We start from the raw sequence: 24,725 nt of genomic DNA on the forward strand, positions 1-24,725 counted from the left end.
TAATAACCCGTCTATCTAGCTATGGAAAGAAGAGACTTTATGAAAAAAACCGCACTCGCAACGGCTGCTTTTGGTATTCCAACCATTGTTCCCGCTTCAGTCTTTGGCAAAAATGCGCCAAGTAATAAAATCAACATCGGACAAATCGGATGTGGACGGATTGCAAGAGAACATGATTTACCGGGGACCTGGAGGCATGAGGTGGCTCGAATCGTAGCCGTATCCGATGTAGACAGCAAACGGATGGCCGACGGAAAAAAGCTCATCGAGGACTACTATACCAAAAAAATGGGGAGTCCCTACCTCGACGTAAAACAATACGGAGACTATCGCGAAATGCTGCTTAACAAAGACATCGATGCGGTAATCATTTCTACGCCTGACCATTGGCATTCCCAGCCTGCGATGGAAGCAGCCTTGGCCGGTAAGCATATTTATGTGCAAAAACCCACTTCTCTGACCATCAAGGAAGGACGTCAGCTCGTGAATGTGGTCAATCAAACAGGAGTGGTTCTTCAGCTGGGGACACAGCAGCGCTCGAGTGAGCAGTTTAGAGTGGCCGCTGAATTGGTTAGAAACGGAAGAATCGGAAAACTTCATACGGTCAAGATCGGTCTCCCGGGAGATCCCGCCGGACCGGATGCTCCAGCCATGCCGGTTCCAGCAAATCTGAACTTTGACATGTGGTTGGGTTCTACTCCGGAAATACCATACACCGAAATCGGAGTTCACCCTCAAAATGACTATAGCCGTCCGGGATGGTTGAGACATGAAAACTACGGGGCCGGAATGATTACCGGCTGGGGGCAGCACCATTTTGATTCCGCCGCTTGGGGGATGGATACCGAACTGACCGGACCTCGATACATCGAGGCGGTGGCGGAGTTTCCAAGAGCTGGTTTCTGGAATGTCCATGGAGACTTTATGGTCAAAGCAGAATATGACAATGGGATAGTCATGCTTACCTCGGGTGGATACCCAAATGGCATTCGCTATGAAGGGACCGAAGGATGGATTTGGGTATCAAGAGGGAATTATGTGGCTTCCGCTTCAGATCCTGTGGCGCAAGGAAATAATGCGAAAGCCTTGGACGCTTCTGATCCCAAAATCCTTCAATCTGTCATCGGTGAAAATGAGATTAGACTGACCCGAAGCAACGAACACCATGGCAACTGGCTGGATGCGATCCAGGGAAAAACAGAACTTCTTTCTCCTGTGGAGATTGGACATCGGGCCTGTTCCGTATGTCTGATCAGTCATGTAGCAATGAAAGTGGGAAGAAAACTCGAATGGGATCCAGCGAAAGAGCAATTTGTCAATGATGCGGAAGCCAATTCACATCTAAGCAGGCCACAGCGCAGACCTTGGGGAACGGATTATGTGAAGGTCTGAAAGCTTAAGTCATAAAAAAGAAGTCAGGTAGCTGAAAAAAGTAGTCTTTAATTTTCTAGCCTTTGGCTAGGAAAACAGCTAATTCTTTAAAATCAGATTAAACTCAGTACCATTTTACAATAACATGATATCCAAAAACTATATTTCAGGGGCCATTTTGGCCCTTTTTATCGCCAGTTGCAACCCAAAAGAAATGAATACCGGAGATATTGAATCAAGTTCAAAAGTAACGGTTATGACCTTGGATCCCGGGCACTTTCATGCCGGATTGATCCATAAGTCCATGTATCCTGATGTGGATTCGACGGTTTACATTTTTGCTCCGGAAGGAGCCGAGCTCAAAGATCACCTCAATCGACTAGCCTATTACAACAGCCGAACAGAGAATCCAACAGCCTGGAATTTGGAAGTGTACACCGGGGCGGATTACCTCCAAAAGATGATTTCCCAAAAGCCCGGAAATGTGATGATGGTAGCTGGCAAAAACGATGTGAAGATCGATTATATCCTGTCTGCAGTGGAAAATGGTGTCCATGTCTATGCTGACAAACCTTTGGTGATCAATCCTGAAGGCTTTAAAAAACTCCTGACTGCCTTCCAAACCGCCAAGGACAAGAACCTGCTTCTTTACGATATTATGACGGAGCGGTTTGAAATCACCACCTTGCTTCAGCGGGAGCTATCGATGATTCCGGAAGTTTTTGGAACCCTGGAAGACGGCACCCCTGAGGATCCGGCGATTTCCAAGGTCTCGGTTCACCATTTTTTCAAATATGTTTCAGGCTTGCCTTTGGTTCGTCCGGATTGGTTTTTTGATGTGGAAAAAGAGGGGACAGGGATCGTGGACGTAACCACACACCTGGTGGATTTGATTCAATGGGAGGCCTTTCCGGACCAGATTTTGGATACCACTGATGTAAAAATGAACACGGCAAGACTTTGGACTACAGCATTGACGGCGGATGAATTTACGCAAGTGACCGGAAAACCCGCTTTCTCAGATTTCTTGCAGAAAAATGTCAAAAACGGCAAACTGGAAGTCTTGAGTAATGGAGAGATGAATTATACGCTGAAGGGTAAGCATGCTCAGGTTAGCGTGATTTGGAATTATCAGGCTCCTGAGGGAGCAGGGGATACCCATTACAGCATGATGAGAGGTACCAAAGCCAATTTGATCATCCGTCAAGGCAAGGAGGAAAATTACCGTCCGGCTTTGTATGTCAAGCTGATCAGTTCGGGAATTGGGGATTTGGAAAATGCGGTAAAGCAAAAGCTCCAAGCCAAGTATCCCGGAATCGACCTGAAGCCTATGCCTTCAGGTGAATATCAAGTAATGATTCCCGATAGCTACCACAATGGGCATGAGGCACATTTCGCCCAAGTCACGGAGAAGTTTTTGGAGTATTTCAAAATGGGAACCATGCCAGCTTGGGAAGTTCCTAATATGATTACCAAATACTACACCACTATCAAGGCCTATGAATTGGCAGTGAAATAGGGAAAGATCAGAAACCTTAAGTAGGCTGGATAGGTTAATTAACTATCCAGCCTTTTTTATGCAAACTGATTCAATCCCTGCTTCCAAAAAACTGACTGTCGCCATCGCAGGCGCAGGAGGATACATTGGGAGTTGGTTTATTGAAAGGTTCAGGGAAAAATACCACCTCATCGGACTGAGCCGTCGGCTAGTCAAATCCAATCCTTATCCAGAAGTGGAATGGCGTCAGGTCGAACTTTACTCCATTACCTCTACCGTGGAAGCTTTGAAAGGGGTGGATGTGGCCATTTACCTGGTTCATTCGATGAATGCCTCCACCCGACTCAATCAGGGAAGTTTTGAGGATACGGATTTACTGTTGGCGGATAATTTCAGCAGAGCAGCAGCGCTCAATGAGGTCAAGCAAATCATTTATATCGGAGGCTTACTTCCTGATGAGCCTGAGGAAAAACTATCCCGACATCTCAAAAGTCGCTTGGAGGTCGAGCAAACGCTGGGCTCCCGGAAATCCAAACTCACAGCGATCAGAGCCTCCATCATAGTAGGCCCGGGAGGTTCGAGTTTTGATATGATCAAAAATTTGGTCACTAAACTTCCTGTACTGATGTGTCCCAAGTGGACCGAATCTTTGACTCAACCCATTTCCTTGAGGGAAACCCTGGAGATTTTGGACTCCTGTATTGCTAACCCCAATGTCTTTCACAAGGTCATCGAGATCGGAAGTCCGGAAATAATGAGCTACCGAGACATGCTGGAAAGAACTGCTCAGGTGATGGGAAAAAAGAGGTTGGTATTTTCTGTTCCTGTTTTTTCCTTGGGATTGTCCAAGTTTTGGGTGGGATTATTCGGAGACAGTCCTCCCCAATTGGTTTCACCATTGGTTGAAAGTCTAAGGCATACCCTGGTTGTCAATCCTGAAAAAAGTTTTGTGGAGAAACAGATCGACTATCTCCGGTTTGAGGATTCGGTAAGGGAAGCCTTAATCCAATATGAGAAGCCCAATTTGCCCTCTTTTTATAAGAAGAAGGGAGTCAAAAATACCGTTCGTTCTATTCAGCGGATGCCCAATATGGGAAGAAACTCGGCCCTTTGGGTAGCTAATCGCTATGCCATTTGGCTTCCTTCGTTCTTTAGATTTATCATTCGTGGAAAAGTCAATGATCGGGGTGACTTGGGCTTTCATTTGCTTTGGGACAAGAAACCCATGCTCCAACTCACTCAAATACCCGATAGAAGTGATCAGCAAAGGCAGCTTTTTTACATTACCGGAGGTTGGTTGGTCAAGCGGTTTGACTATGGGTGGCTGGAATTCAGGGAGGTATTGGATAGTCGGTATATCATTTCTGCCATCCATGAATTTGTGCCCCGCTTGCCTTGGTTTTTGTATATCAATACTCAGGCTAAAATGCATCTTTGGGTAATGAACAGATTTAAAAGGTACTTAGAAAAAAAAGCAGCAGTTTAAATAATAACTGTCCCCTTTGAATATAGATCCCTGTAACTTTAGAAGATTAAAACCAATTCACCACATGCAAACTCTTTCTTTCAAAAACGGAGACAAACTTCCCATATTAGGTCTTGGTACCTGGAAAAGTAAGCCGGGAGAAGTTCGGCAAGCTGTTTTTTGGGCTATTGAGGCGGGATATAGACATATCGATTGCGCGGCCATTTATCAGAATGAAAAGGAGGTGGGCCAAGGAATAGCGGATGCCATTGCTGAAGGTCTGGTCAAAAGAAAAGAGCTATTTGTGACCTCCAAGCTTTGGAATGATTCTCACCGCCATGAGGATGTACGTCCTGCCTTGGAAAAAACCCTAAACGACCTTCGATTGGATTATTTGGATCTGTATCTGATTCATTGGCCGATTGCTTTCAAACCCGGAATCGGATTTGCAACCCATCGGGAGGAATTTTACACGTATCAAGATGTTCCCTTGGCCCAAACTTGGGAAGCCATGCAGGACATCAAAGCTGCCGGGCTTGCCAAGCATATTGGCGTTTCGAATTTCAATCAGGCTAAACTCAAAGAGATCCTTGCTTTGGATGGGGAAAAGCCGGAAATGAATCAGATTGAGCTTCAGCCTTTTTTACCTCAAGAAGCACTGGTGGATTTCTGTAAAGCCAACGGGATTTTGGTTACTGCTTATTCTCCTTTGGGGTCTCCGGATTCCCGTGCCGAGCGACATAAAAATGACCCAAAACTTATCGAAAACCCAACTGTGATTCAGATTGCTGCCAAGCATCAGGCCAGCGTAGGTCAGGTGTTGATTGCCTGGTCTATCGCAAGATCGATCGCAGTCATTCCCAAATCTGTCAATCAAGCCAGGATCATCGAAAATCTTAAAGCAGCAGATCTTTCTTTGGATCAGGAGGATATGACCCAACTTGCAAATATTGGCATCTCCCATCGATTTGTGGACGGAAGCTTCTTCACAGGACCTCAGAGCCCGTACAGGCTTACCGATCTTTGGGATAGCTAAAAAAAGTAATTGCGAATTACCAAACGACCCCGACTTGAATTCAGTCGGGGTCGTTTGGTTTAATCTTCAATCTCCAAATTTTCAAGGATTTCAGCCAATTGATCAAAGTCTCTGAGCCCCGGTTTGATTTCATCTCCACCATTTAAGGCCAGACCGGAAATCCAATCCTTTTCACTGAGATCGGAAGCATTGGTCGGTGAGATTCCAAATCCTAAAATCACATCCGTGAATCTGGAATAGGTTTGTATGATTTCCTGATCATCAGGAGTTAATGAGTTATTGGTTGAAGTTAAATGTAACTTTATTAGATGTTTCTGTAAGATTGGTCCAAGACTGTTTTCCAACTTTTTGACCTGCTTGATGTCTTGCTTATAAAGCAACTTTAAGTCAGAACCGACCAATTCCAACAAAGGCTCAAGGTGTTCACTTTCAATCCAGGTGATTCCCTCGTAATGGTTTAGGGTATTCCGGATTTGATCTGCAGAAGAATTGTTGAATTCAGCGGCAAAAGCTATTCCCGAAACCCAGCCTGTAATTTCTTCAAACTGTTTGGGGGTTAAAAAATGTGTGGTTCCTTCCTCCAGGCAGAATCCCAGGAGATCGGCATGCATACCAGCACAATATCTTGCATCTGTAAGGTTGGTGATCCGGTTGATTTTTACAAAAGTTTTTAAGGACATGCGAATGGAAATCGGTTTGAGCACGCTAAGGTAAGCAGGCATTTTTTTAGAGAAAAGTAAATTAACTGCTTGTACAATCAGGATTTTTGCTGATATCAATCGGGAAATTCCAATTATTTTTATCCATAATTTGCAGACATGAGGAGAGTCGTTTATCTGTTTCTATTTTTTTCATTTCCATTCATCTTGGCATGCGATGAGGAATTTGAACCTGTCAGTCAGGATTTAGACTTCGGTTTTCAGCCGCTTAAGTTGGGTAACTATTGGATTTATGAAGTAGAGGAAACCATTCATTTTGGTGAAAATGATTTTGAGACAACTGACTTTTTTTATCGGGACAGGATCAGAGGCACCTATCTCAATGATGCCCGTGAACTGGTATATATCGTAGAGAGATCCAAATCCACCAATCGACAAACCTGGGTGAAACAACTCGATTTTACCCTTCAGATCAAGAATAATTCCTTGTTGAGAACGGCTGACAACCGGACTATTGTTGCCTTGGTTTTTCCCCCCTCATTGGGTTTAAAGTGGAACGGTCTGGCTTTTCAAGCACTGGGGAAAGATGAATTTGAGATCGAATCAGTGAATAGTTCTTCTTCTGGTTTGATAGACATCGTAAGAGTCAACCAACAGGATTTGGATGATAAGGTGACCATTCGTGATGTTCGGTTTGAGGTTTTTCAAAAAGAGGTTGGGCTGATTGAAAAGTATGATGAGGTAATCTCCTATTGTTCAAGAAACAATTGCCTGGGACAACAACTTATAGATGGAGGATCAAAAGTGTGGATGAAATTGATTGAATATGAGATTCGTTAAATTCTTGGGTTTATTTCTTGCTTTGGGATTTTTTAATCAGGCAAAAGCTCAGGACCGCTATGTGGTTTTCTTAAAGTATAAACCTCAGTCCGAATTAACCCTTGCAAGACCTCAGGATTTTTTAACGGCAAAGTCCATCAACAGAAGACTTAGAGAGAAGATCCCTGCTGACAGTTTGGATCTCCCGATTGCAGGAAAATATCTGATGGAAGTTAAAACTCACGCAATTGATGTACTTTATTCCAGCAAGTGGCTCAATGCTTTGGTCCTTGTTGCCACTGAAAGTCAAGTCTATTCCCTCAAAAATCTCCCTTTTGTTGATCGTGTAGAGCTGGCAGCCAAAGGTTTTCTGCCCCGTCCCGGATCAAAGTTGGAAGAGAGTCGACTACTGTTAGAAATAGGAAAAACCACACATCCCAAATGGAATTACAGGGAAATGGAAGTGCAAAACAATGCCTATGATTTTCAAAACCAGCTCATTGGAATCGACAAAATGCATGAGGCCGGTTTTACCGGAAAAGGAATAATTGTGGCAGTATTTGATGCGGGATTTCCAGGAATGAAAAATGCCAGTCCTTTTGCTCATCTTTTCACCAATAATCAAATCATCGGACAGCTCGATGTGGTGCGGCCATGGAATAAAGAGGTTTTTCTGGACAACCAACATGGCACCAATGTCACTTCCCTGATCGCATCCAAAGAACCCGGAAAATTAGTAGCAGGAGCGTTTGATGCCAGTTACATTTTGGCGATTACTGAGGAAGTGGCCACCGAATACCGAATCGAGGAATTGAACTGGATTAGAGCAGCAGAGTTTGCGGATAGTTTAGGGGTGGATATCATCAATAGCTCATTGGGTTATCTGGATTTTGATGATCCAAGTATGGATTACACCCTTGAGAAATTGGACGGAAAAACTTCCTACATCACCAGAGGTGCCTCAATAGCGGCAAAGAAGGGGATTCTCGTGGTCAACAGTGTGGGCAATTATGGCACCCGTGGAGCAAGTAGTCTGACCGCACCTTCAGATGCAGAAGGTATCTTATCTGTAGGTTCAGTTACCAATACCTCTGTGGTTTCAGCTTTTAGTTCACGGGGTCCTACCGGTGATGGCCGGATCAAACCTGAACTTGTAGCTTTTGGACAATCTCCTGTTTTGGTTCGTTCCAATGGTACGGTGGGTGCAGGGCAGGGGACTTCATTCTCAGCACCCCAAATCGCCGCTTTAGCCGCGGGTCTATGGCAGGCAAGACCCGAATGGACTAAGGAGCAGCTAATCCTTAACTTATTACGCAGCGCAACTCAATATGACAAGCCGGACAACAATTTGGGTTATGGAATCCCTAATTTCACCAATGCCTATTTTGGGGAAATATTGGGAGTGTATGAAGAGGATAGGATTCCTTGGAAAATCTACCCCAACCCACTGATAAATGGAGATTTGACGTTGGTCCATGATAGCCAACTTCAATTGCAAGTCAAATTGTTTGATTATACGGGAAAATTGGTGAGTGATCAGCAACTCGAGAGGAATTCAACCGCATTCCCCTTTTCTATTAATTTGGCCTTTTTAAGACCGGGGATGTATTTTATCCAAGTATTCGACGGTAAAAATCTCTATCGATCAAAGCTTATAAAAAGATAAGAAATTGGCAGGGAACGAGTTTTTACCTTGATTTGCAGATCAACCCCATGTCTATGCCTGTTCAGATTGCTCCTTCCATCCTTGCTTCAGATTTTGCCAACCTCCAATCCGAGGTGGAAATGCTCAACCGGTCAGAGGCAGATTATATCCATGTGGATATCATGGACGGCGTATTTGTCCCCAATATTTCTTTTGGGTTGCCGGTCACCGAGGCGATTCACCGTCATGCGAGGAAGCCTTTGGATGTCCATTTGATGATTGTCAATCCTGATCTGTATTTAGAGGCATTTCGAGCGGTAGGAGCAGAAATAATTACCGTGCACTATGAAGCTTGCACCCATCTTCACCGCACCATTGACGCGATCAAAAAACTGGGAGCCAAAGCCGGTGTAGCACTCAACCCGCATACTTCAGTCGACTTGCTGGGAGATGTCCTTACTGATCTCGATCTGGTCTGCCTTATGTCAGTAAATCCTGGTTTTGGAGGTCAAAAATTTATAGAAAACACCTACGCCAAAGTCACAAAACTCAAAAAATTGATAGAGGCAAAAAACTCCAAGGCGATGATCGAAATAGACGGTGGAGTGAATCTCCAAAATGCGCCTTTGTTGGTGGAGGCTGGAGCGGGTATCCTGGTGGCAGGCAGTTTTGTGTTTAATTCTCCAGATCCTTTGGCTACGGTGTCTGCTCTCAAAAAAATGTAAACCAAAGATTGTCAAGTCTGACCGCTTATCCTAAAATACCTTAAAAAGGACTTTTTTACTTGGTTTTCAAATCTTATCCGTTTTTATTGAAAATTATATCAATTAAAAACCTGTTAGTTATGAAAAAGATTTGGATGTTTTTAGCGCTGTTTGGCGGTATGAGTTTGGCGGCATTTGCACAGGAGGCGGGTGATCAAAATGAGGTGAGCGGTGAAGATCTCAAGAAGTTTGCCTCAGTAGAGGTTATGACAGCTGAGTTTGTGGAAAAAAAGACAGAAGAGCTGAAAAATATGATTCTCAACAACGAGGTGATCGATGGAGGGGCCCGTTACAATGAGATTAAGGCAGCTTGGGGAGATGCAGCCAAGGAAGAGGCAATCAAACTGACTGACGAAGAGCGGGCGGCTTATAAGGCGATTAAAGATTTTCAGGATTCGCTTCAACAATCCGTGGTAGAATACAAAACCGAACTGATCAAGGATGACGAGGTATTGGGAGTGAGTATATACAACAAAGTAAACTCAGCGATCAAAGAAGATCCCTCTCTTAAAGAAAAACTTGACCAACTCATTCTGGAAATGAAAGAAAAAAAGTCGGGAGAAGACTAATATTCAATCCGCTCAAATACTGGCAAAAGATTTGAAGAAGTCTCTTAAAAAGAGGCTTCTTTTTTATTTTCACACCAAAAACAGACGGAGTTCGTTTCAAAGTTATGATCAGAAAAATAATTCTCACCCCGATATTTTTTTTAGGTATTGTTCATAGCACGGTTTGGGCCCAGGATGGGGATATTTTCGGAATTTCGGAGAAAGCCAAAAATCCAAAAAGCGAATCCGGTGTGGGAAATGCAGCACGGAATATTTTGGAAATGTTTTCTCTGGAAATTTCTTCCGGCGGAGCTTATCAGCAAATGAAGACCACTTTTTTTTCGGAGAATCCAGGATTTTATCCCATTTCTCAATATCAAAATTTTGAAAACTCCCCCTTTACCTCTTTCGATACCTTATCACTGAGGGGAGGAGATTGGGTTTTTCCCACGATCAATGGAGGGGTAAGGATCAATCTGTTCAATTTGCTCACCATAGGCGGCGGAATGGGCAAAGAATGGGGAAACCTTGCCCCAATGAGAGGCAATGACTTTGAATTTCCATTCGAAGGGGCTACCTATCAGATCAGCAAAACCTACGGAACGGTGGGTTTGGTCCTGTTTGATGCCAAACGCCGACAATCCATCTTAAGGTGGAAATATCGAAAATACAGCACCAACAACCTTTACATGCAGTCCGAACTTCGGCAAAGGGCCCGTGCCAATTATCCCTGGAGATTTATTTTGGAAGGAGAATTTGGAAATATGAAATTGACCAAGGCCTATGATCCTGCTTTGGATGAGCCCGGATTTCCCTACACGCCACGATTGGCAGTCTCTCAGGACCCTTATTTTGGACTGGCTTTGAGGATGGAATATGATTTTTCAGAATACGCAAAAGTCTTCCTGAAAGGAGGCGCGGAGTTTAGGAAGTTCACCTATGCTTCCTCCGATTTCTCTGAATTCCAAAACATTGACCAGAATGTATATGGACTACAGGCTGGATTAGCCCTCAAAATCCCCGGTACCAAAAGATGCAAAATCCAGGGATGCGGGGTAGTCATGAAGCACCTTCATGATGGTATTGAGTACCGAGGCAGTTCTATTTTTAATCTTCAAAACAGGAAAGTAGGGCAGTGGTATTAATAGGCAAAATGGCTTTTTAGCTTTCTGATCAAGGTTTTTTAAGCTTGTCCTTTTTACTATCTTGCAGGCTTAATTTTGACGCGCGAAAAAGCAATTTATGGCCCAAGGAGAAAACGAGCACATCATTCCGATCAATATTGAAGAGGAAATGCGTGGTGCCTACATCGATTATTCGATGTCGGTGATTGTTTCAAGAGCACTTCCGGATGTACGTGACGGACTCAAGCCAGTTCATAGACGTATCCTGTATGGGATGCAGGAACTTGGCGTATTACACAACAAACCCCATAAGAAATCAGCCAGAATCGTAGGAGAGGTTTTGGGTAAATACCACCCGCATGGTGACTCTGCCGTGTACGAGACCATGGTGCGGATGGCCCAGGACTGGTCTCTTCGCTATACTTTGGTCGATGGTCAGGGTAACTTTGGATCGATTGATGGGGATAATGCCGCAGCAATGCGATATACCGAGGCGAGATTGAAGCGAATTGCCGAAGAATTGTTGGTTGATATCAACAAGGATACGGTCGATTTTCAATTCAATTTTGACGACTCCCTAAAGGAACCCACCGTACTGCCTGCCAAAGTACCTGCTTTATTACTGAATGGTGCATCCGGAATCGCAGTAGGTATGGCTACCAACATGGCTCCGCACAATTTGGGTGAAGTGATCGACGGAATTACCGCTTATATAGAAAATAAGGACATCACGGTAGCCGAACTGATGAAATACATCATTGCACCTGACTTCCCTACAGGAGGAATTATATATGGGTACAATGGCGTAAAAGCAGCTTTTGAAACCGGTCGTGGAAGAATCGTTCTTCGCGGAAAGGCAAATGTGGAAATAAAAGATGGGGGAAATAGGGAGATGATCGTCATCACCGAAATCCCATATATGGTCAACAAAGCCAACATGGTGGAAAAGACCGCCCAGCTGATCAACGAGAAAAAAATTGAAGGTATTTCTGCCATCCGTGATGAATCCGACCGATCTGGTATGCGCGTGGTCTATGAACTCAAAAGAGATGCGGTTGCCAGCGTAGTTTTAAATAACCTTTACAAGCAGACAGCGCTTCAGACCTCATTTTCAGTGAATAACGTTGCCCTTGTTAAGGGTAGACCATACACGCTTAACCTCAAAGATCTTATTGTTCATTACGTCAGTCACCGTCATGAGGTGGTGGTCAGACGTACGGAATTTGAATTGAAAGAAGCAGAGAAAAGGGCCCATATTTTGGAAGGTTACCTGATTGCTTTGGATCATTTGGATGAGGTGATTTCCTTGATCAGAAGTTCTGCCGATCCTGAAACTGCCCGAAATGGTTTGATGGAGCGATTTGGCTTGAGTGAGATTCAGGCGAGAGCCATTTTGGATATGCGATTACAGCGGCTTACCGGCATGGAGCGTGACAAAATTGTACAGGAGTACAAGGAAATCATGGCTTTGATCGAGGAATTGAAAGAAATCCTTGCCAATGAAGATAAGCGAATGGAAATTATCAAGACCGAACTTCAGGAAATGAAGGAAAGGTATGCAGATGACCGACGCACCGAGATCGAGCACAATGCAGAGGATTTTAGTTACGAAGACATGATTCCCAATGAGGAAGTCGTGATCACGGTTTCTCACCAGGGCTATGTCAAGCGTACCGCCTTGACCGAATACCGTACCCAAGGACGCGGAGGAGTAGGTTCAAAAGGAGTAAGTACCAAAGAAGACGACTGGACAGAATACCTCTTTACAGCTTCCACACATAATTACCTGTTGATCTTTACCGACAAGGGTAAATTGTTCTGGCTGAAAACTTATGCCATTCCGGAAGGATCAAAGACTTCCAAAGGCCGTCCCATCCAAAACCTGATCAACATCGAATCGAATGACAAAATCCGATCGATCATTCAGGTGGAAAATCTCGAAGATCAGGATTATATCAATAATCACTTCTTGGTCATGGTGACCAAGCAAGGGGTGATCAAAAAGACCACATTGGAACAATACTCCAGACCGAGGTCCAATGGTATCATTGCGCTGAACTTCAGAGAGGACGATCAGCTGGTACATGTGGCGATGACCAATGGGGATCAGCACATCGTGATTGCGGCCAAATCAGGCAGAGCTATCCATTTTCATGAGTCTGCTGTAAGGCCTATGGGTCGAACTGCTACAGGGGTAAAAGCGATCACGTTAACGGATGTTAATGATTATGTCATTGGCATGGTTTGTGCCTCCAAGGAAAACGCCACCTTATTGGTAGTATCAGAAAAAGGCTATGGAAAAAGATCTGACCTGGAAGAATACCGAATCACCAACCGGGGAGGAAAAGGGGTCAAAGCCATGAATGTCACAGACAAAACCGGTGCACTCGTTGCTATCAAAGAGGTGGTAGATACCGATGACTTAATGATTATCAACAAATCCGGAATTACCATTCGGATTTCGATGGATGAACTCAGAGTAATGGGCCGCGCTACACAGGGCGTACGCCTGATCAAGGTAGGGGAAGGGGACGAGATATCATCCGTAGAAAAAATTTCCAGAGAAGAAGAAGAAAATTCAGATTCTTCCGATCTTGCGGACGATTCTTCGGAATCAAACACTCAATCAATCGATTAACCAAACAATAAAGAAAAAACGCTAATGAAAAAGCTAGTTCTCTCAATAGCTATGGTTGCAGCAGCTTCCTTGGCTTTTGGACAAAAGAAAGTAGTAAGAGAGGCTGAAAAAGGATTCAAATCCGGTGATCTTCAAACTGCACTTACTGCTATAGAAGGAGCAACTACCAACCCTGAGACAAGTGGTGACCCGGCTACTTTCCTTTTGAAAGCTCAGATCCAAACCAAAATCTTTGGTGCTGATACTGAAAATACCATGGAAACCGTGGAAGTGGGGGCTCAAGCCGTAAGTACCTTCAACAAGGCATTTGAAATGGCCGGAAGTAACAAAACTTCTTCTGTTGGAAAGGCGGTATATGCTGAAGAGCTTCCTGGAATTCCGGATAACCTGAGACCATACTCTCTGTTTACTCTGAAAAACCTTGCTTTTGATAAGGCCTTGGAAAAGTATAATGAAGAAGATCTTGAGATGTCTTATGAGTTTTTCAACCTTGCGGGCGAAATCGACAAGACAGACTCTACGATTCATTACAATGCCGGTTTCCTTGCCAATGATTTGGGAAGATTTGAAGATGCAAAAAGACATTTTGGATACCTTTTTGAGTTGCCAACTTACAATAAGACCAATGCCTATTACTTCATGGTACAAATCCTAAGCACGGAGGAGAAAAATCCTGAAGCTGCATTTGAATTGGTAACCAAAGCTCGTGAGGAATACCCTAACGATAAAGTATTGGCTGAATATGAAATCCAATTGTTGCTTCAGTTGAACAAAATGGACGAAGCAATGGCTCAAATCAAAGACGCACTGGCAAATGATCCAAATAACTCCGGTCTCTTGCTTAGATCTGGCTATTTGAAAGAGCAGGCGGGTGATTTGAATGGTGCATTGGAAGATTATAAAAAGTCAGTAGCTGTAGATCCTAATTTCTTTGAAGGAAATTATTACACAGGTGCATTGCTTTTGGAACAGGCCACCAAAGAACTGAATACCCTTAATGACCTTTCTGATGCGGAATGGGAAAAACAGTCTCCCATAGTAGGTAAAAAGGCAGATGCCAATTACAATGAGTCCATTACCTATTTCTCCAAAGCTCTTGAAATCAAGCCTGATAATACAGACATTATGATTATCCTATACCAAGTGTATAGCAGACTTAAGAAAACAGCTGAGATGGAAGCGATGAATAAGAAAATTGCCGCTATCCTTGGTCCAAACTGGCAGGATAATTAATCTTTGATATTCCAAAATGAAAGGCCGGATTAAGTTCTGGCCTTTTTTGTTTCACCCGTTTTTAACGACCTAAGAGACGATCTGTCTTTTCCGGGTATACTATGAAAATCCGCTTAAAGAAAGAATTTTATTTTTTGCTGAAAATCCGCTTTTCATGCCATCCTCTGTTTTTGGGGAAAGGTCAACCTGTCGCAGTCCTATTATACTTCATTGCTGTCACTTGCTTTTCTAGAAAAGTTGAGGTGATTAAACCCATTATTATAGCCGGAAAAGCAGGAAATACACCTGAAAATTGATTTCTGGTAGTTGAATTGCTTTGAATTTTGCAAGTCGAAGTAACGAATCCGTACTTAACACCGTTTTCTGCTTTAATTTCAACATCTTTCTTTCTTTTGGTAGGCAGGAGAAGAGGTTGAGTTTTAAGAATAATCTGATTTATCCCTCATTTAAATGAATAAAATAAACATTTGCCTTTTCTTACTGGGGATATTCTTATTTTCTCTTCCCGCCAAAAGTCAAATAAAATACCAAAGAAAACTTAGCATCGGATACGAATCAGGCCCCTTGATGAGTAATGGCACGGATTGGGGAAATGAGATTAGAGATGCATTGGATTACAAAGCCATTGACCTGCAGTTGGGCTGGAAGAAAATCTCCAATTCCACTTATAATTACATCTACAGATATCCTACCTATGGAATCGGGCTTACATCTACTTTGACTTATAGTCCGGAAATCGGAAGACCTCAGGCAGTCTATGGTTTTATGGAAATCCCTTTTTCTCACGGAGGATTGAACAAACGTTTATACTTTGGATATTTTACTCAAATGGGGGTTGGATTTAATTTTAAACCCTTTGATGAACTATCCAATCCGATGAATCAGTACATAGGATCAAACGTCAACTGCTATGTGTTTTTGGGATTGAATTCAACATTAAAGATTACAGATAAAATGGATCTTCAAACCAGTTTTGGGTTGAAACATTTTTCAAATGGTGCCACCAAAAGACCCAATTCAGGAATCAATCTTTTTCCCTTGAATATAGCCTTGAATTACAAGTTTGGAGATCATGCACTCATTCCTTCCGAACCTATTGACATTCCCAAAAAGGGTCTCGATACCTATTGGAATTTTGCATTGTACACAGGTCTGAAAAATTATGAAGTAGGGGATCCAGCTTACTTTAGAGGAGGTTTAGGAGTCAATTATTTGTTGGAACCTAGCTACAAGTATCGGCTGGGATTGGGGCTGGACTTTTTTTGGGCACAGGGAATAAACCTAAGGAATCCAGGAGAATCATTCAACTTCATGGATCAGACCTCTTTGGCTTTGGTCGGTTCTTGGGAATGGCAATTGACCGAAAGAATCTATGTACCCATCGGGCTTGGTGCTTACCTATACCGAAATGAATTGAATCAGGAAATCACCTGGTTTTATGAGCGAATAGGTGTTCGATACCGATTTTCCAATCACCTCTTTACCGGAATGCAAATCAAAGCTCATAAAGCAAAAGCGGATTTTTTTGAGTTTACGGTCGGTTACACACTTCAGGGAAATTAATCCTCCAAAATCCGATAATTAGCATCCACTGGTCAAAAAATGTTTTTATTTGGCTCAAGTTTAGAATAGCTTTCCCTGTCAATTTTCACCCAATATGATCTATTTCAGGAATTTCTTAATTCTGACTATTCTTTACATTTCTGCCTTCGGTCACCCATCATTTGGACAGTCAATTCCCTCATCCCAAGTTTATCATAGCCTCTTAAAGCTCAAGGAAACCAAGCGTGTGCTATATGTAGCCGCGCATCCTGATGATGAGAATACGCGATTGATAGCCTATTTGGCCAATGGAGAGCATGCAGAAGTGGCCTATCTGAGCCTTACCCGAGGAGACGGGGGACAAAACCTGATTGGCAAAGAATTGGGCATCGAACTCGGGCAGATCCGTACCCAAGAATTGATCAAAGCCCGTCAGACCGATGGTGGCAGGCAGTTTTTTACCCGTGCCTTGGATTTTGGATACAGCAAGGATCCCACAGAAACACTTCAGAACTGGGAAAAGGAAAAGGTGTTAGCAGACGTTGTCTGGGCTATCCGTAAGTTTCAACCGGATATCATCATTACTCGATTCAATACCATTCCAGGGGTGACCCATGGGCACCATACTACTTCAGCAATTTTAGCTGAGGAAGCTTTTGCTTTGGCAGGCAATGCGCAGGCGTTTCCCGAGCAATTGAAATGGGTAAAGCCTTGGCAGCCCAAACGAATTTTTTTTAATGCCTATAATTTTCGGGGTGAGTTCGAGCCCGAAGTGGGAAAAAAGTATTATGCCTTTGAAGTGGGAGGATATGATCCTCTGTTGGGAAAGACCTACCATCAAATTGCGGCAGACAGCCGAACCATGCACAAATCCCAGGGCTTCGGTGCGACGGCAGGTGCAGGCAATGCCAAAGACTATATTGAGCAAGTCGGGGGAGAGGAATATTCCCAGACTCCTTTTGACGGGGTTTTGAATCGATGGGAGCAATTGCCTGGAGGCAAAGCAGTCCTAGGTCAACTCGATCAGATGCTCAAAACATTCAATTTTGTCCAACCGGACCAAAATATTCCTGCTTTACTTTTGCTTCGGAAATTGATTTTGAATTTGAACTCTAAAGAGTCATGGGTCATTGAAAAACTTGAAAAATTGGATCAGACCATCTTCAATGCTTTGGGTTTGGAATATGAGTACATCGCCAGAAAAGAGATTGGCTTCCCCGGTGAATCAATCAAAACCGAGCTAGTGTTGACCAATCCCTCCACAACAGCAATTACTGAGGTTTCTTTTCAGGTGTTAGATACCTATTTTATAGGAAAATCAGCCAAGGAAAATGCCACGATTTCTCTTCCGATCGAATTTAAAATTCCTGAAAACACTTCCTATTCTCAACCTTATTGGCTTGAGAATCCACTAGACGGGGCGCTTTTTTCAGTTCCAGATCAACCTCAAATCGGTATACCTTTTTCTACCCAAATCGTAGGCGGAGACCTGTCATTCATGATAGGGGATCAGCAGTTTAAATTTCCAGTCCAGTTGTTTTATAAATACAATGATCAAGTCGACGGAGAAATCAAACAATCCTTTACGATCGTACCTGAGGTAGACTTGTCGGTTTCCAAAGACAATGTTTTTTTAGTATCCGGAGCGGATCCAACTGTCACGGTCACCGTCAATTTCAGGAATCAATTTTTGGATGGGGATTTGGATTTTGAAGGGTTGGACCCTTCCCAATTCCGTATTTTGAGCGTCGAAGATGTGGTTTTTCAAAAAAGGCGGGTATTTAAAGTGGCTTTTCTCCCAAATGGATCTGGTAAAAAGGTCATCACGGCGAGATTTACTACCACCGCAGGAAAACAATATGATCAAATCACCAAGCAGATAGCTTACAAGCACATTCCAAATCTGACCTATTTTAGTCCTGCCAGTATCAATTTGATCCAAGCTGATTGGAAGGTTTCGGGAGAGAAGATAGGGTATATTGCCGGTGCGGGTGATGATGTGCCCGGAGTCTTGTCCGCTCTGGGATACAAGTTGACCATGATTGGTCCCGGTGATTATTCGGTGGATTACCTAAGTCAGTTTAAGGCCATTGTTGTTGGGATCCGGGCATACAATACCAATTCGGAATTGGCGGCCAATCAAGCTGCTTTGATGGGATATGTAAGAGCAGGTGGAAAATTGATCGTCCAATACAACACCAGTTCACCGCTTTTGACTACTCAACTTGGACCCTATCCATTTTCGATCGGAAGAGATCGGGTGACTGTGCAGGAATCTCCCGTGGTGGCTGATTTCGACAGCCCGATTCTCAAAGGGCCCAATCCGATAAGCCAAGAAGATTTTGGAGGCTGGGTTCAGGAGAGAGGACTTTATTTTGCTTCCAATCCTGATTCAAAATATCAGGCACCGCTTACCATGCAGGATCCTGGAGAAGAGGCCACTACCGGTTCTTTGATTTATGCCAAATTTGGAGAGGGTAGTTACCTATACACCGGCATTTCCTTTTTCAGACAATTGCCTTCCGGAGTCCCAGGAGCTATCAAACTATTCATCAACCTGATTGAACACTAAAATGAGCGAACGGCCAATTCAATGGAAGAGGATCTATTTAGCTTTGATCGCTAGTTTGGTAGTCATGATTGCCTTGTTTTACTGGTTAACGTTGGCTTTCTCATGAGCACGCTGGACTGGATTGTACTTTTCTTCACCCTGATTTCCATTGCAGCATTTGGGATATATAAAACCCGTGGGAAGAAAAATTTAGAAACTTACCTCAAAGGCAATCAAAACAATTGGTGGACGATCGGATTGTCGATCATGGCCACCCAGGCTTCTGCCATTACATTTCTGAGTACCCCGGGACAAGCCTACGAGGACGGGATGCGGTTTATCCAGTTCTATTTTGGCCTTCCGCTGGCGATGATCATTATTTCGGTCAGCTTTATTCCGATCTATTACAAATTGAAAGTATATACGGCCTATGAGTACTTGGAAAATCGCTTTGATCTAAAAACCAGGACCTTAACGTCCCTACTTTTCATCATTCAAAGAGGTCTTGCTGCCGGTATTACCATTTATGCACCGGCTATTATTCTGTCTACTTTATTGGGTTGGAATTTGACTTTTACCAATATTTTCATCGGTGTCTTGGTCATCATCTATACTGTTTCCGGAGGAACAGAGGCAGTCTCTATTACACAAAAACAACAGATGGCGGTGATGATGGGTGGAATGATTCTGGCAGGAATTATTGTCATTCAATTGTTGCCAATCTCATTTGGGGAAGCGCTTCATGTAGCCGGAAAAATGGACAAACTCAACGTGGTCAGTTTTGAGTTTGATCTTGCCGATCGATACAATGTCTGGTCAGGCATGACTGCTGCTGTGTTTTTGTTTCTGAGTTATTTTGGAACTGATCAAAGTCAGGTGCAGCGCTATCTTTCCGGACAGACCCTTTCGCAAAGCCGGATGGGGCTAATCATGAACGGGTTTCTGAAAATCCCGATGCAGTTTATCATCCTATTCATTGGGGTAATGGTTTTTGTATTCTATCAATACATCCAGCCTCCGGTTATTTTCAACCAAGTTCAAACTGAAAAACTTCGACAAAGTAAGTATGCCTCCGAATTGGAAGCTTTGGAGGATCAATATCGCGTCAGTTTTGAGTCTAGCCGGGCTTCTTACCAGGAGATGCTGGCTGCCATTGAACAAGGTCAGGAGGAAAGAGCGGATCAACTAAAAACGGAAATACGGACAATCAAATCCGAACAAAATCAGATTCGTGAGGAAGTAAAATCCCTGATCGTTCAAAATGACCCTGCGGCGGAAACCCGGGACACGGATTATGTTTTTATGCGTTTTGTGATGGATTACCTTCCGCCTGGAATTGTCGGATTGCTGTTTGCGATGATTTTCTCGGCTGCAATGTCCTCCTCTTCTTCTGAACTCAATGCCTTGGGTTCTACCAGCACCATAGATCTATACAAAAGGTCAATAAATAAACAGGCCGATGATCGCCATTACGTGCTTTCTTCCAAGGCATTTACCGCGTTTTGGGGCTTAGGAGCGATACTTTTCGCCACTTATGCTTCCTTATTTGAAAATCTGATTCAGGCAGTCAATCTTTTGGGATCCTTATTTTACGGGACTATTCTTGGGATTTTTATGGTAGGCTTCTTTATGAAATGGATTAAAGGCCAAGCCGTATTTATCGCTGCCTTACTGTCGCAAGCGTTGATCTTGGTGGTTCATTTCAAAAATGGAGTCGGGGTTCTTGGCTTCCATTGGGATATCGGCTTCCTTTGGTACAATGCCCTGGGCTGTATTTCCGTGATGGCTTTTGGAGCGATCATTCAGTTGGGGATACCCAAAAAATAAAAGGGGAATTCCTGAAAAGCAACATGGTTTGAATTGCCTCCTGATTTAGCAGGAGGTATTTTTTTTCTGAAAGTCTCCAAAATAAATCTACACGAATAGATTAGACCTGACAGGTGTTTTACGCTTTCATTGCTGTGGGTGAAAACTTAATTTCATGAATGTTTTTTCTGTATATCCGCTTTCATACCAGTAGACTTAGCTAGCTTAAAAAATTTCTCAAAAAGGCAGAAATCAAGAATCCTTCGGTCGCCTGTGCTGAGCACAGGCGAAGCATCCGACCCATTAAACAAAGAGAATTGGGCTGGTGGTGCAATAGCGGCAATCATAATGTTTTTATAGTGCCTTCCTGCCTTTGTGGCTAAAAGCAAAAAAAAACCGGATCTCTCGACCCGGCTTTATTTTCAATTATTTGATCGTCTTCACCAATCGCTCATTTAAACCCACATAATCTGGGTTTTTGGCCTCCATTGCCATTGCTTTGGATTTATTGGCTGATTCTAAGGCGTCTGTTTTCAAGCCCATGGCCAACTCGATTTTTGCTCGCAGGTGCATAGTCCAGTATTTTGGGTCGCTGTCCGTTGATGCTTTGATCCACTCATAAGCCTGAGGAAGATCTTTGTTGTTGGTAAAGTAGTAGCTGGCAGCCTGATAGAGCAGGGCAGGGTTAGTAGTTTTAGTATCGATGACCTGCTTTTGGATGTCAGCCATGACGATAGGGTCAACCTCAGTGGTGAGGGTAAAGTCCACACGGGTTTGTTCCCACTTGAGCGAAACATCGGCACTGTTGTCGGTCAGTTTGTTGAAGCTGATCTCGAAGGTTTCGTACTTTTTGCTGGTTTTGCTGGCAGGTACAGTCCATCTGAGAAGATCATCAGAGGCACTGTATCCGATAGAGCCCCAAAGCTGGGTGTTTTTGCTTAAGACCATGGTCCAAACAGACTTGCCTGGGATAGAATAGAGGGCATATGATCCGGCAGGCACTTTTTTTCCATCGATCATGACTTCCGTTGAGAAGTTGAAGATGGTAGCACTGTTGGCGCCGGTTCTCCATACTTCGCCGTAAGGTACGAGCTCCCCGAAAATTTTTCTTCCTTTAGTACTGGGACGACTGTAGTCCACGGTAACTTGAGTGAGGCCTACTTGCTGGGCTATTTTAGCGCTGGGACTTGCCTGAGGCATTTGAATTTGCTGTGCAAAGCCAGTAAATCCGGCAAATAGGAACGCCAGAAGGATAAGTTTGAATTTATTCTGCATATAGTATCGATAGTTTTTATTAATTCAATTGGGACTTTACAAATCCTACTCCAAATTTGAATTTCACTGCAATTTGACAGTTAATTTGCTCATTTTGTCAGGTTCCGGTCCTTATTTTACCAGTGGATTTTTTGAAGGATGGGAATGAGTTAATTTTACTAACCAAACGAATACTACCCATGAGTTTAGCTATTATCAGTCCCGGACGAAATCCTCAGGTGTGGATTGATGCACTTCGCCACCATCAACCGGATATTGATATTCAGGTATTTCCGGATATCGATAGACCAGAGGAGGTCGAAATGGCCTTGCTTTGGCAACATCCCCCCGGGTATTTAAGCAATTTCCCTAATCTCAGACTAATCAGTTCACTCGGAGCCGGTGTGGATCATATTCTCTCAGACCCGGCAGTTCCCGCCCACATGCCGATCGTCAGGATTGTGGATGAAAAGCTGACTTGGTCCATGACTAATTATGTGGTGATGGGGGTGTTGAATTTTCACCGTCAGATTACCCGATATCAGGCAGACCAAAAGCGAAAGGTTTGGGATATGTCCAATCCGGAGATTCCCGTCAAAGTAGGAGTGATGGGAGTGGGGGCCTTGGGAGGGGATGTGTTGGATAAATTGAATTACATGGGATTTAAGGTAGCCGGATTTGGCTTTTCTGAGAAATCGGGTTTTCCTCACCCATATTATTCCAAAAACGAGTTGAAGGATTTTCTTTCCCGGATCAACGTATTGGTATGCCTTCTTCCGCTTACCCAAGATACCGAGGGAATTTTAAATCTGGACCTGTTTAGACAATGTACTCCGGGAACTTTTCTGATCAACGTGGCCCGTGGCAAGCATTTGGCAGAGGAGGATTTGATCCCGGCTTTGGATCAAGGCTTTTTGTCAGGAGCCCTGTTGGATGTATATCGGGTAGAGCCTTTGCCGCAGGATCATCCCTTTTGGCAAGAATCAAGAATTCAGCTGACTCCGCACATTGCCAGCGTGACCAATCCATTGGCTGCTTCTCCGCAGATAATTGATAATTTTAATCGTCTGAAATCTAACCGACCGCTTCAAAATCTCGTTAACCGCGCAAGAGGTTACTAATTTTTAGAAATGGAAAAAACGTTCACAATTTTATGTCCCACTGATTTTTCAGAATGCTCTCTGAATGCCATTGAATATGCCTGCAAACTGGGTGAAAAACATCAGGCTCATTTGATTCTTTTTCATGTGCTCAACCGAGAAGATTATCTCAAGCTGGCGCCCAGGGATCCTGAGGGAAAGCATCAGCTTGATTTTGTAAATCAAAAATTGAGAAACCTCCAGGTTGCCGTTGAGGAGGAAGGAATTAAAAATGGATTGAAAAGTTGTGGAATTGCGCTAAAAGAAGGCAAAATCGTTCAGGATACTTTGTCTTTTGCGCAGGAAAAAAAGGTGGATCTGATCGTGGTCGGTACGGAAGGGATGAATGAATTGCGCGAAAATATCATCGGAAGCAGATCGAGTCGCTTGGTTGAACAATCTGACAGGGATATTTTGGTGGTTCCCAGAAAAGTTTTTTTCAAGCGTCCCAGAAAATTTGTCTTTGCCTCCGATTACCTGGAGGAAGATAAATTGGCTATTCAAAAAGTGGTGGAATGGGCCGCTTTTTTCAACGCAGAAATTGACCTCGTGCACGTATCCTCATCCCACAAGGCCATTGACAAAATCCTGCACATGACAATGGTTGATGAAATCAAGCCTTTTGTCCGGTATGATAAAATCAATTATGTGTTGAAATCCTACCGGGATGATCTCGCATTGGGATTGGAAAATTACCTTCAGGTTGCCAAAGGCGATATTTTGGTGACTTTGAGCAAAAAGAAAAGTTTTTTCGATCAGATTTTTTCCAAAAACCTATCCAAGAAAATGTCCTATTTCCTCAATAAGCCACTTTGGGTGATCAAGAGCTTTTAGATCTTTTTCCTCCAAAAAGTCCCTTTACGAAATCTGAAAATTCTCTTCGGGAGGCTTCGTTGCCCAAAATAGATTTGAGTGTACTCCAAAAATGACCCGCGGTCATTTTATTGTTTTCTTTGCTCGGTTCCGGGTTTGGTTTTGGGATTTCGGCTGATTTTTTATTTCCGACGGAAGGCAGATCATCTGATTTTTGAGTCGGTTTGTATCCTACGAGTTCATCAGCCTTTTCAAAGCTTTTCTTTGCCCGCTCTTTTTGTCCAAGCTTCTCTTCGACCAGCCCTTTATTGTTAAATGCCACGGCATCTTCCGGATCTAGTTCAATAGCTTTTTCATAATCTTCAATGGCGCCCAACAAATCACCTATCCGGTCTTTGAGAAAGGCCCTGCTCGAATAGCGATAGGGGTTTCGGGGATCAAAATTGGCTGCCCGGTCAAGTTCGGAAAGCGCTTCATCATTCCTTCCCAACAAATGCAAAACGACACCTCGGTCACTGATGAAGTCAGTATTGTAGGGTTCTAAGGCCGTCAAAAGATCAAAATCTTCCAAAGCCAATTCTCCTTTGCCTAACCTGGTCAAAATTCTACCCCTGTAAAGGTGAAGCTCGGTTTTCCCTTTTTCCTGAATGATCAACTCATCAAATACAGCCAATGCTTCTTCAAATTTTCCTTCCTGATAGAGTTGGTAACCGGTATTGAAATTCATTTTTTAAGACTTTAGAGGCTAGATTCAAGATGCTAGACTTTAGAAACAAGAGGCTAGATTCAGGAATTCAGTCGCATGAAATAGCTCCTTGAT

19 protein-coding genes are annotated in these 24,725 nt (G+C 43.4%); 16 read left to right on the forward strand and 3 right to left on the reverse strand.

Features of this window, described 5'->3' with window-relative positions; all coding sequences use genetic code 11:
* Positions 1-21: 21 nt before the first annotated feature.
* The 4 genes from CLV31_RS10655 (at position 22) to CLV31_RS10670 (ending at position 5,370) form a co-directional block, all read left to right on the forward strand.
* Positions 22-1,392, forward strand: a complete 1,371-nt coding sequence (locus tag CLV31_RS10655; protein WP_111392880.1) for a Gfo/Idh/MocA family protein — start codon at positions 22-24, stop codon at positions 1,390-1,392.
* 124 nt (positions 1,393-1,516) lie between these two features.
* Positions 1,517-2,890 (forward strand): putative oxidoreductase C-terminal domain-containing protein, encoded by a 1,374-nt coding sequence (locus CLV31_RS10660; protein ID WP_111392881.1) that lies wholly within the window; start codon positions 1,517-1,519, stop codon positions 2,888-2,890.
* Positions 2,891-2,948: 58 nt separating this feature from the next.
* Entirely contained in the window at positions 2,949-4,355 is a 1,407-nt protein-coding gene (locus CLV31_RS10665) for an NAD-dependent epimerase/dehydratase family protein (RefSeq protein ID WP_111392882.1), read from the forward strand.
* Positions 4,356-4,419: 64 nt separating this feature from the next.
* A complete protein-coding gene (locus CLV31_RS10670; protein ID WP_111392883.1) occupies positions 4,420-5,370 on the forward strand; it encodes an aldo/keto reductase in 951 nt (316 codons plus the stop codon).
* Positions 5,371-5,429: 59 nt separating this feature from the next.
* Here the strand turns inward: CLV31_RS10670 and CLV31_RS10675 are convergent, their stop codons facing one another.
* The gene (locus CLV31_RS10675) at positions 5,430-6,050 is read right to left on the reverse strand and encodes a beta/alpha barrel domain-containing protein (protein WP_146250889.1); all 621 of its coding nucleotides are present in this window, start codon (positions 6,048-6,050) and stop codon (positions 5,430-5,432) included.
* Positions 6,051-6,188: 138 nt separating this feature from the next.
* Between CLV31_RS10675 and CLV31_RS10680 the strand changes: the two genes are divergently transcribed.
* The 10 genes from CLV31_RS10680 (at position 6,189) to CLV31_RS10730 (ending at position 20,720) form a co-directional block, all read left to right on the forward strand.
* Positions 6,189-6,869, forward strand: coding sequence for a hypothetical protein (locus tag CLV31_RS10680; protein ID WP_111392885.1), 681 nt, complete (start codon positions 6,189-6,191; stop codon positions 6,867-6,869).
* Entirely contained in the window at positions 6,856-8,514 is a 1,659-nt protein-coding gene (locus CLV31_RS10685; RefSeq protein WP_111392886.1) for a S8 family serine peptidase, read from the forward strand. Before CLV31_RS10680 ends, CLV31_RS10685 begins: the two co-directional genes overlap by 14 nt.
* A 53-nt stretch (positions 8,515-8,567) precedes the next feature.
* Positions 8,568-9,218 (forward strand): ribulose-phosphate 3-epimerase, encoded by a 651-nt coding sequence (gene rpe, locus CLV31_RS10690; protein WP_111392887.1) that lies wholly within the window; start codon positions 8,568-8,570, stop codon positions 9,216-9,218.
* 119 nt (positions 9,219-9,337) lie between these two features.
* On the forward strand, positions 9,338-9,826 hold the full coding sequence (locus CLV31_RS10695; RefSeq protein ID WP_111392888.1) for a hypothetical protein: 489 nt from the start codon (positions 9,338-9,340) through the stop codon (positions 9,824-9,826).
* 104 nt (positions 9,827-9,930) lie between these two features.
* On the forward strand, positions 9,931-10,950 hold the full coding sequence (locus CLV31_RS10700) for a hypothetical protein (RefSeq protein WP_111392889.1): 1,020 nt from the start codon (positions 9,931-9,933) through the stop codon (positions 10,948-10,950).
* Positions 10,951-11,047: 97 nt separating this feature from the next.
* Positions 11,048-13,567 (forward strand): DNA gyrase subunit A, encoded by a 2,520-nt coding sequence (gene gyrA, locus CLV31_RS10705; RefSeq protein WP_111392890.1) that lies wholly within the window; start codon positions 11,048-11,050, stop codon positions 13,565-13,567.
* A 24-nt stretch (positions 13,568-13,591) separates the two neighbouring features.
* Entirely contained in the window at positions 13,592-14,800 is a 1,209-nt protein-coding gene (locus CLV31_RS10710; protein WP_111392891.1) for a tetratricopeptide repeat protein, read from the forward strand.
* A gap of 450 nt (positions 14,801-15,250) precedes the next feature.
* Complete coding sequence (locus CLV31_RS10720; protein ID WP_111392893.1) at positions 15,251-16,363, forward strand: acyloxyacyl hydrolase; 1,113 nt, start codon at positions 15,251-15,253, stop codon at positions 16,361-16,363.
* A gap of 94 nt (positions 16,364-16,457) precedes the next feature.
* Positions 16,458-18,914: a PIG-L family deacetylase gene (locus CLV31_RS10725; RefSeq protein ID WP_111392894.1), complete on the forward strand. Its 2,457-nt coding sequence runs from the start codon at positions 16,458-16,460 to the stop codon at positions 18,912-18,914.
* A gap of 102 nt (positions 18,915-19,016) precedes the next feature.
* Complete coding sequence (locus tag CLV31_RS10730; RefSeq protein WP_111392895.1) at positions 19,017-20,720, forward strand: sodium:solute symporter family transporter; 1,704 nt, start codon at positions 19,017-19,019, stop codon at positions 20,718-20,720.
* A 405-nt stretch (positions 20,721-21,125) separates the two neighbouring features.
* Here CLV31_RS10730 and CLV31_RS10735 read toward each other — a convergent pair whose 3' ends face one another.
* Positions 21,126-21,974 carry a DUF2911 domain-containing protein gene (locus tag CLV31_RS10735; protein ID WP_111392896.1) on the reverse strand — a complete coding sequence of 283 codons (849 nt, stop codon included), beginning with the start codon at positions 21,972-21,974 and terminating at the stop codon, positions 21,126-21,128.
* Positions 21,975-22,153: 179 nt separating this feature from the next.
* Here CLV31_RS10735 and CLV31_RS10740 point away from each other — a divergent pair, with 179 nt between their 5' ends.
* Positions 22,154-23,074 (forward strand): 2-hydroxyacid dehydrogenase, encoded by a 921-nt coding sequence (locus CLV31_RS10740; protein WP_111392897.1) that lies wholly within the window; start codon positions 22,154-22,156, stop codon positions 23,072-23,074.
* 9 nt (positions 23,075-23,083) lie between these two features.
* Positions 23,084-23,926 (forward strand): universal stress protein, encoded by an 843-nt coding sequence (locus tag CLV31_RS10745; RefSeq protein WP_111392898.1) that lies wholly within the window; start codon positions 23,084-23,086, stop codon positions 23,924-23,926.
* Here CLV31_RS10745 and CLV31_RS10750 read toward each other — a convergent pair.
* Positions 23,913-24,632: a tetratricopeptide repeat protein gene (locus CLV31_RS10750; protein ID WP_111392899.1), complete on the reverse strand. Its 720-nt coding sequence runs from the start codon at positions 24,630-24,632 to the stop codon at positions 23,913-23,915. The genes CLV31_RS10745 and CLV31_RS10750 overlap by 14 nt on opposite strands.
* Positions 24,633-24,725: the final 93 nt, after the last annotated feature.

The organism is Algoriphagus aquaeductus, from assembly GCF_003253485.1.
Classification (GTDB): Bacteria; Bacteroidota; Bacteroidia; order Cytophagales; family Cyclobacteriaceae; genus Algoriphagus; species Algoriphagus aquaeductus.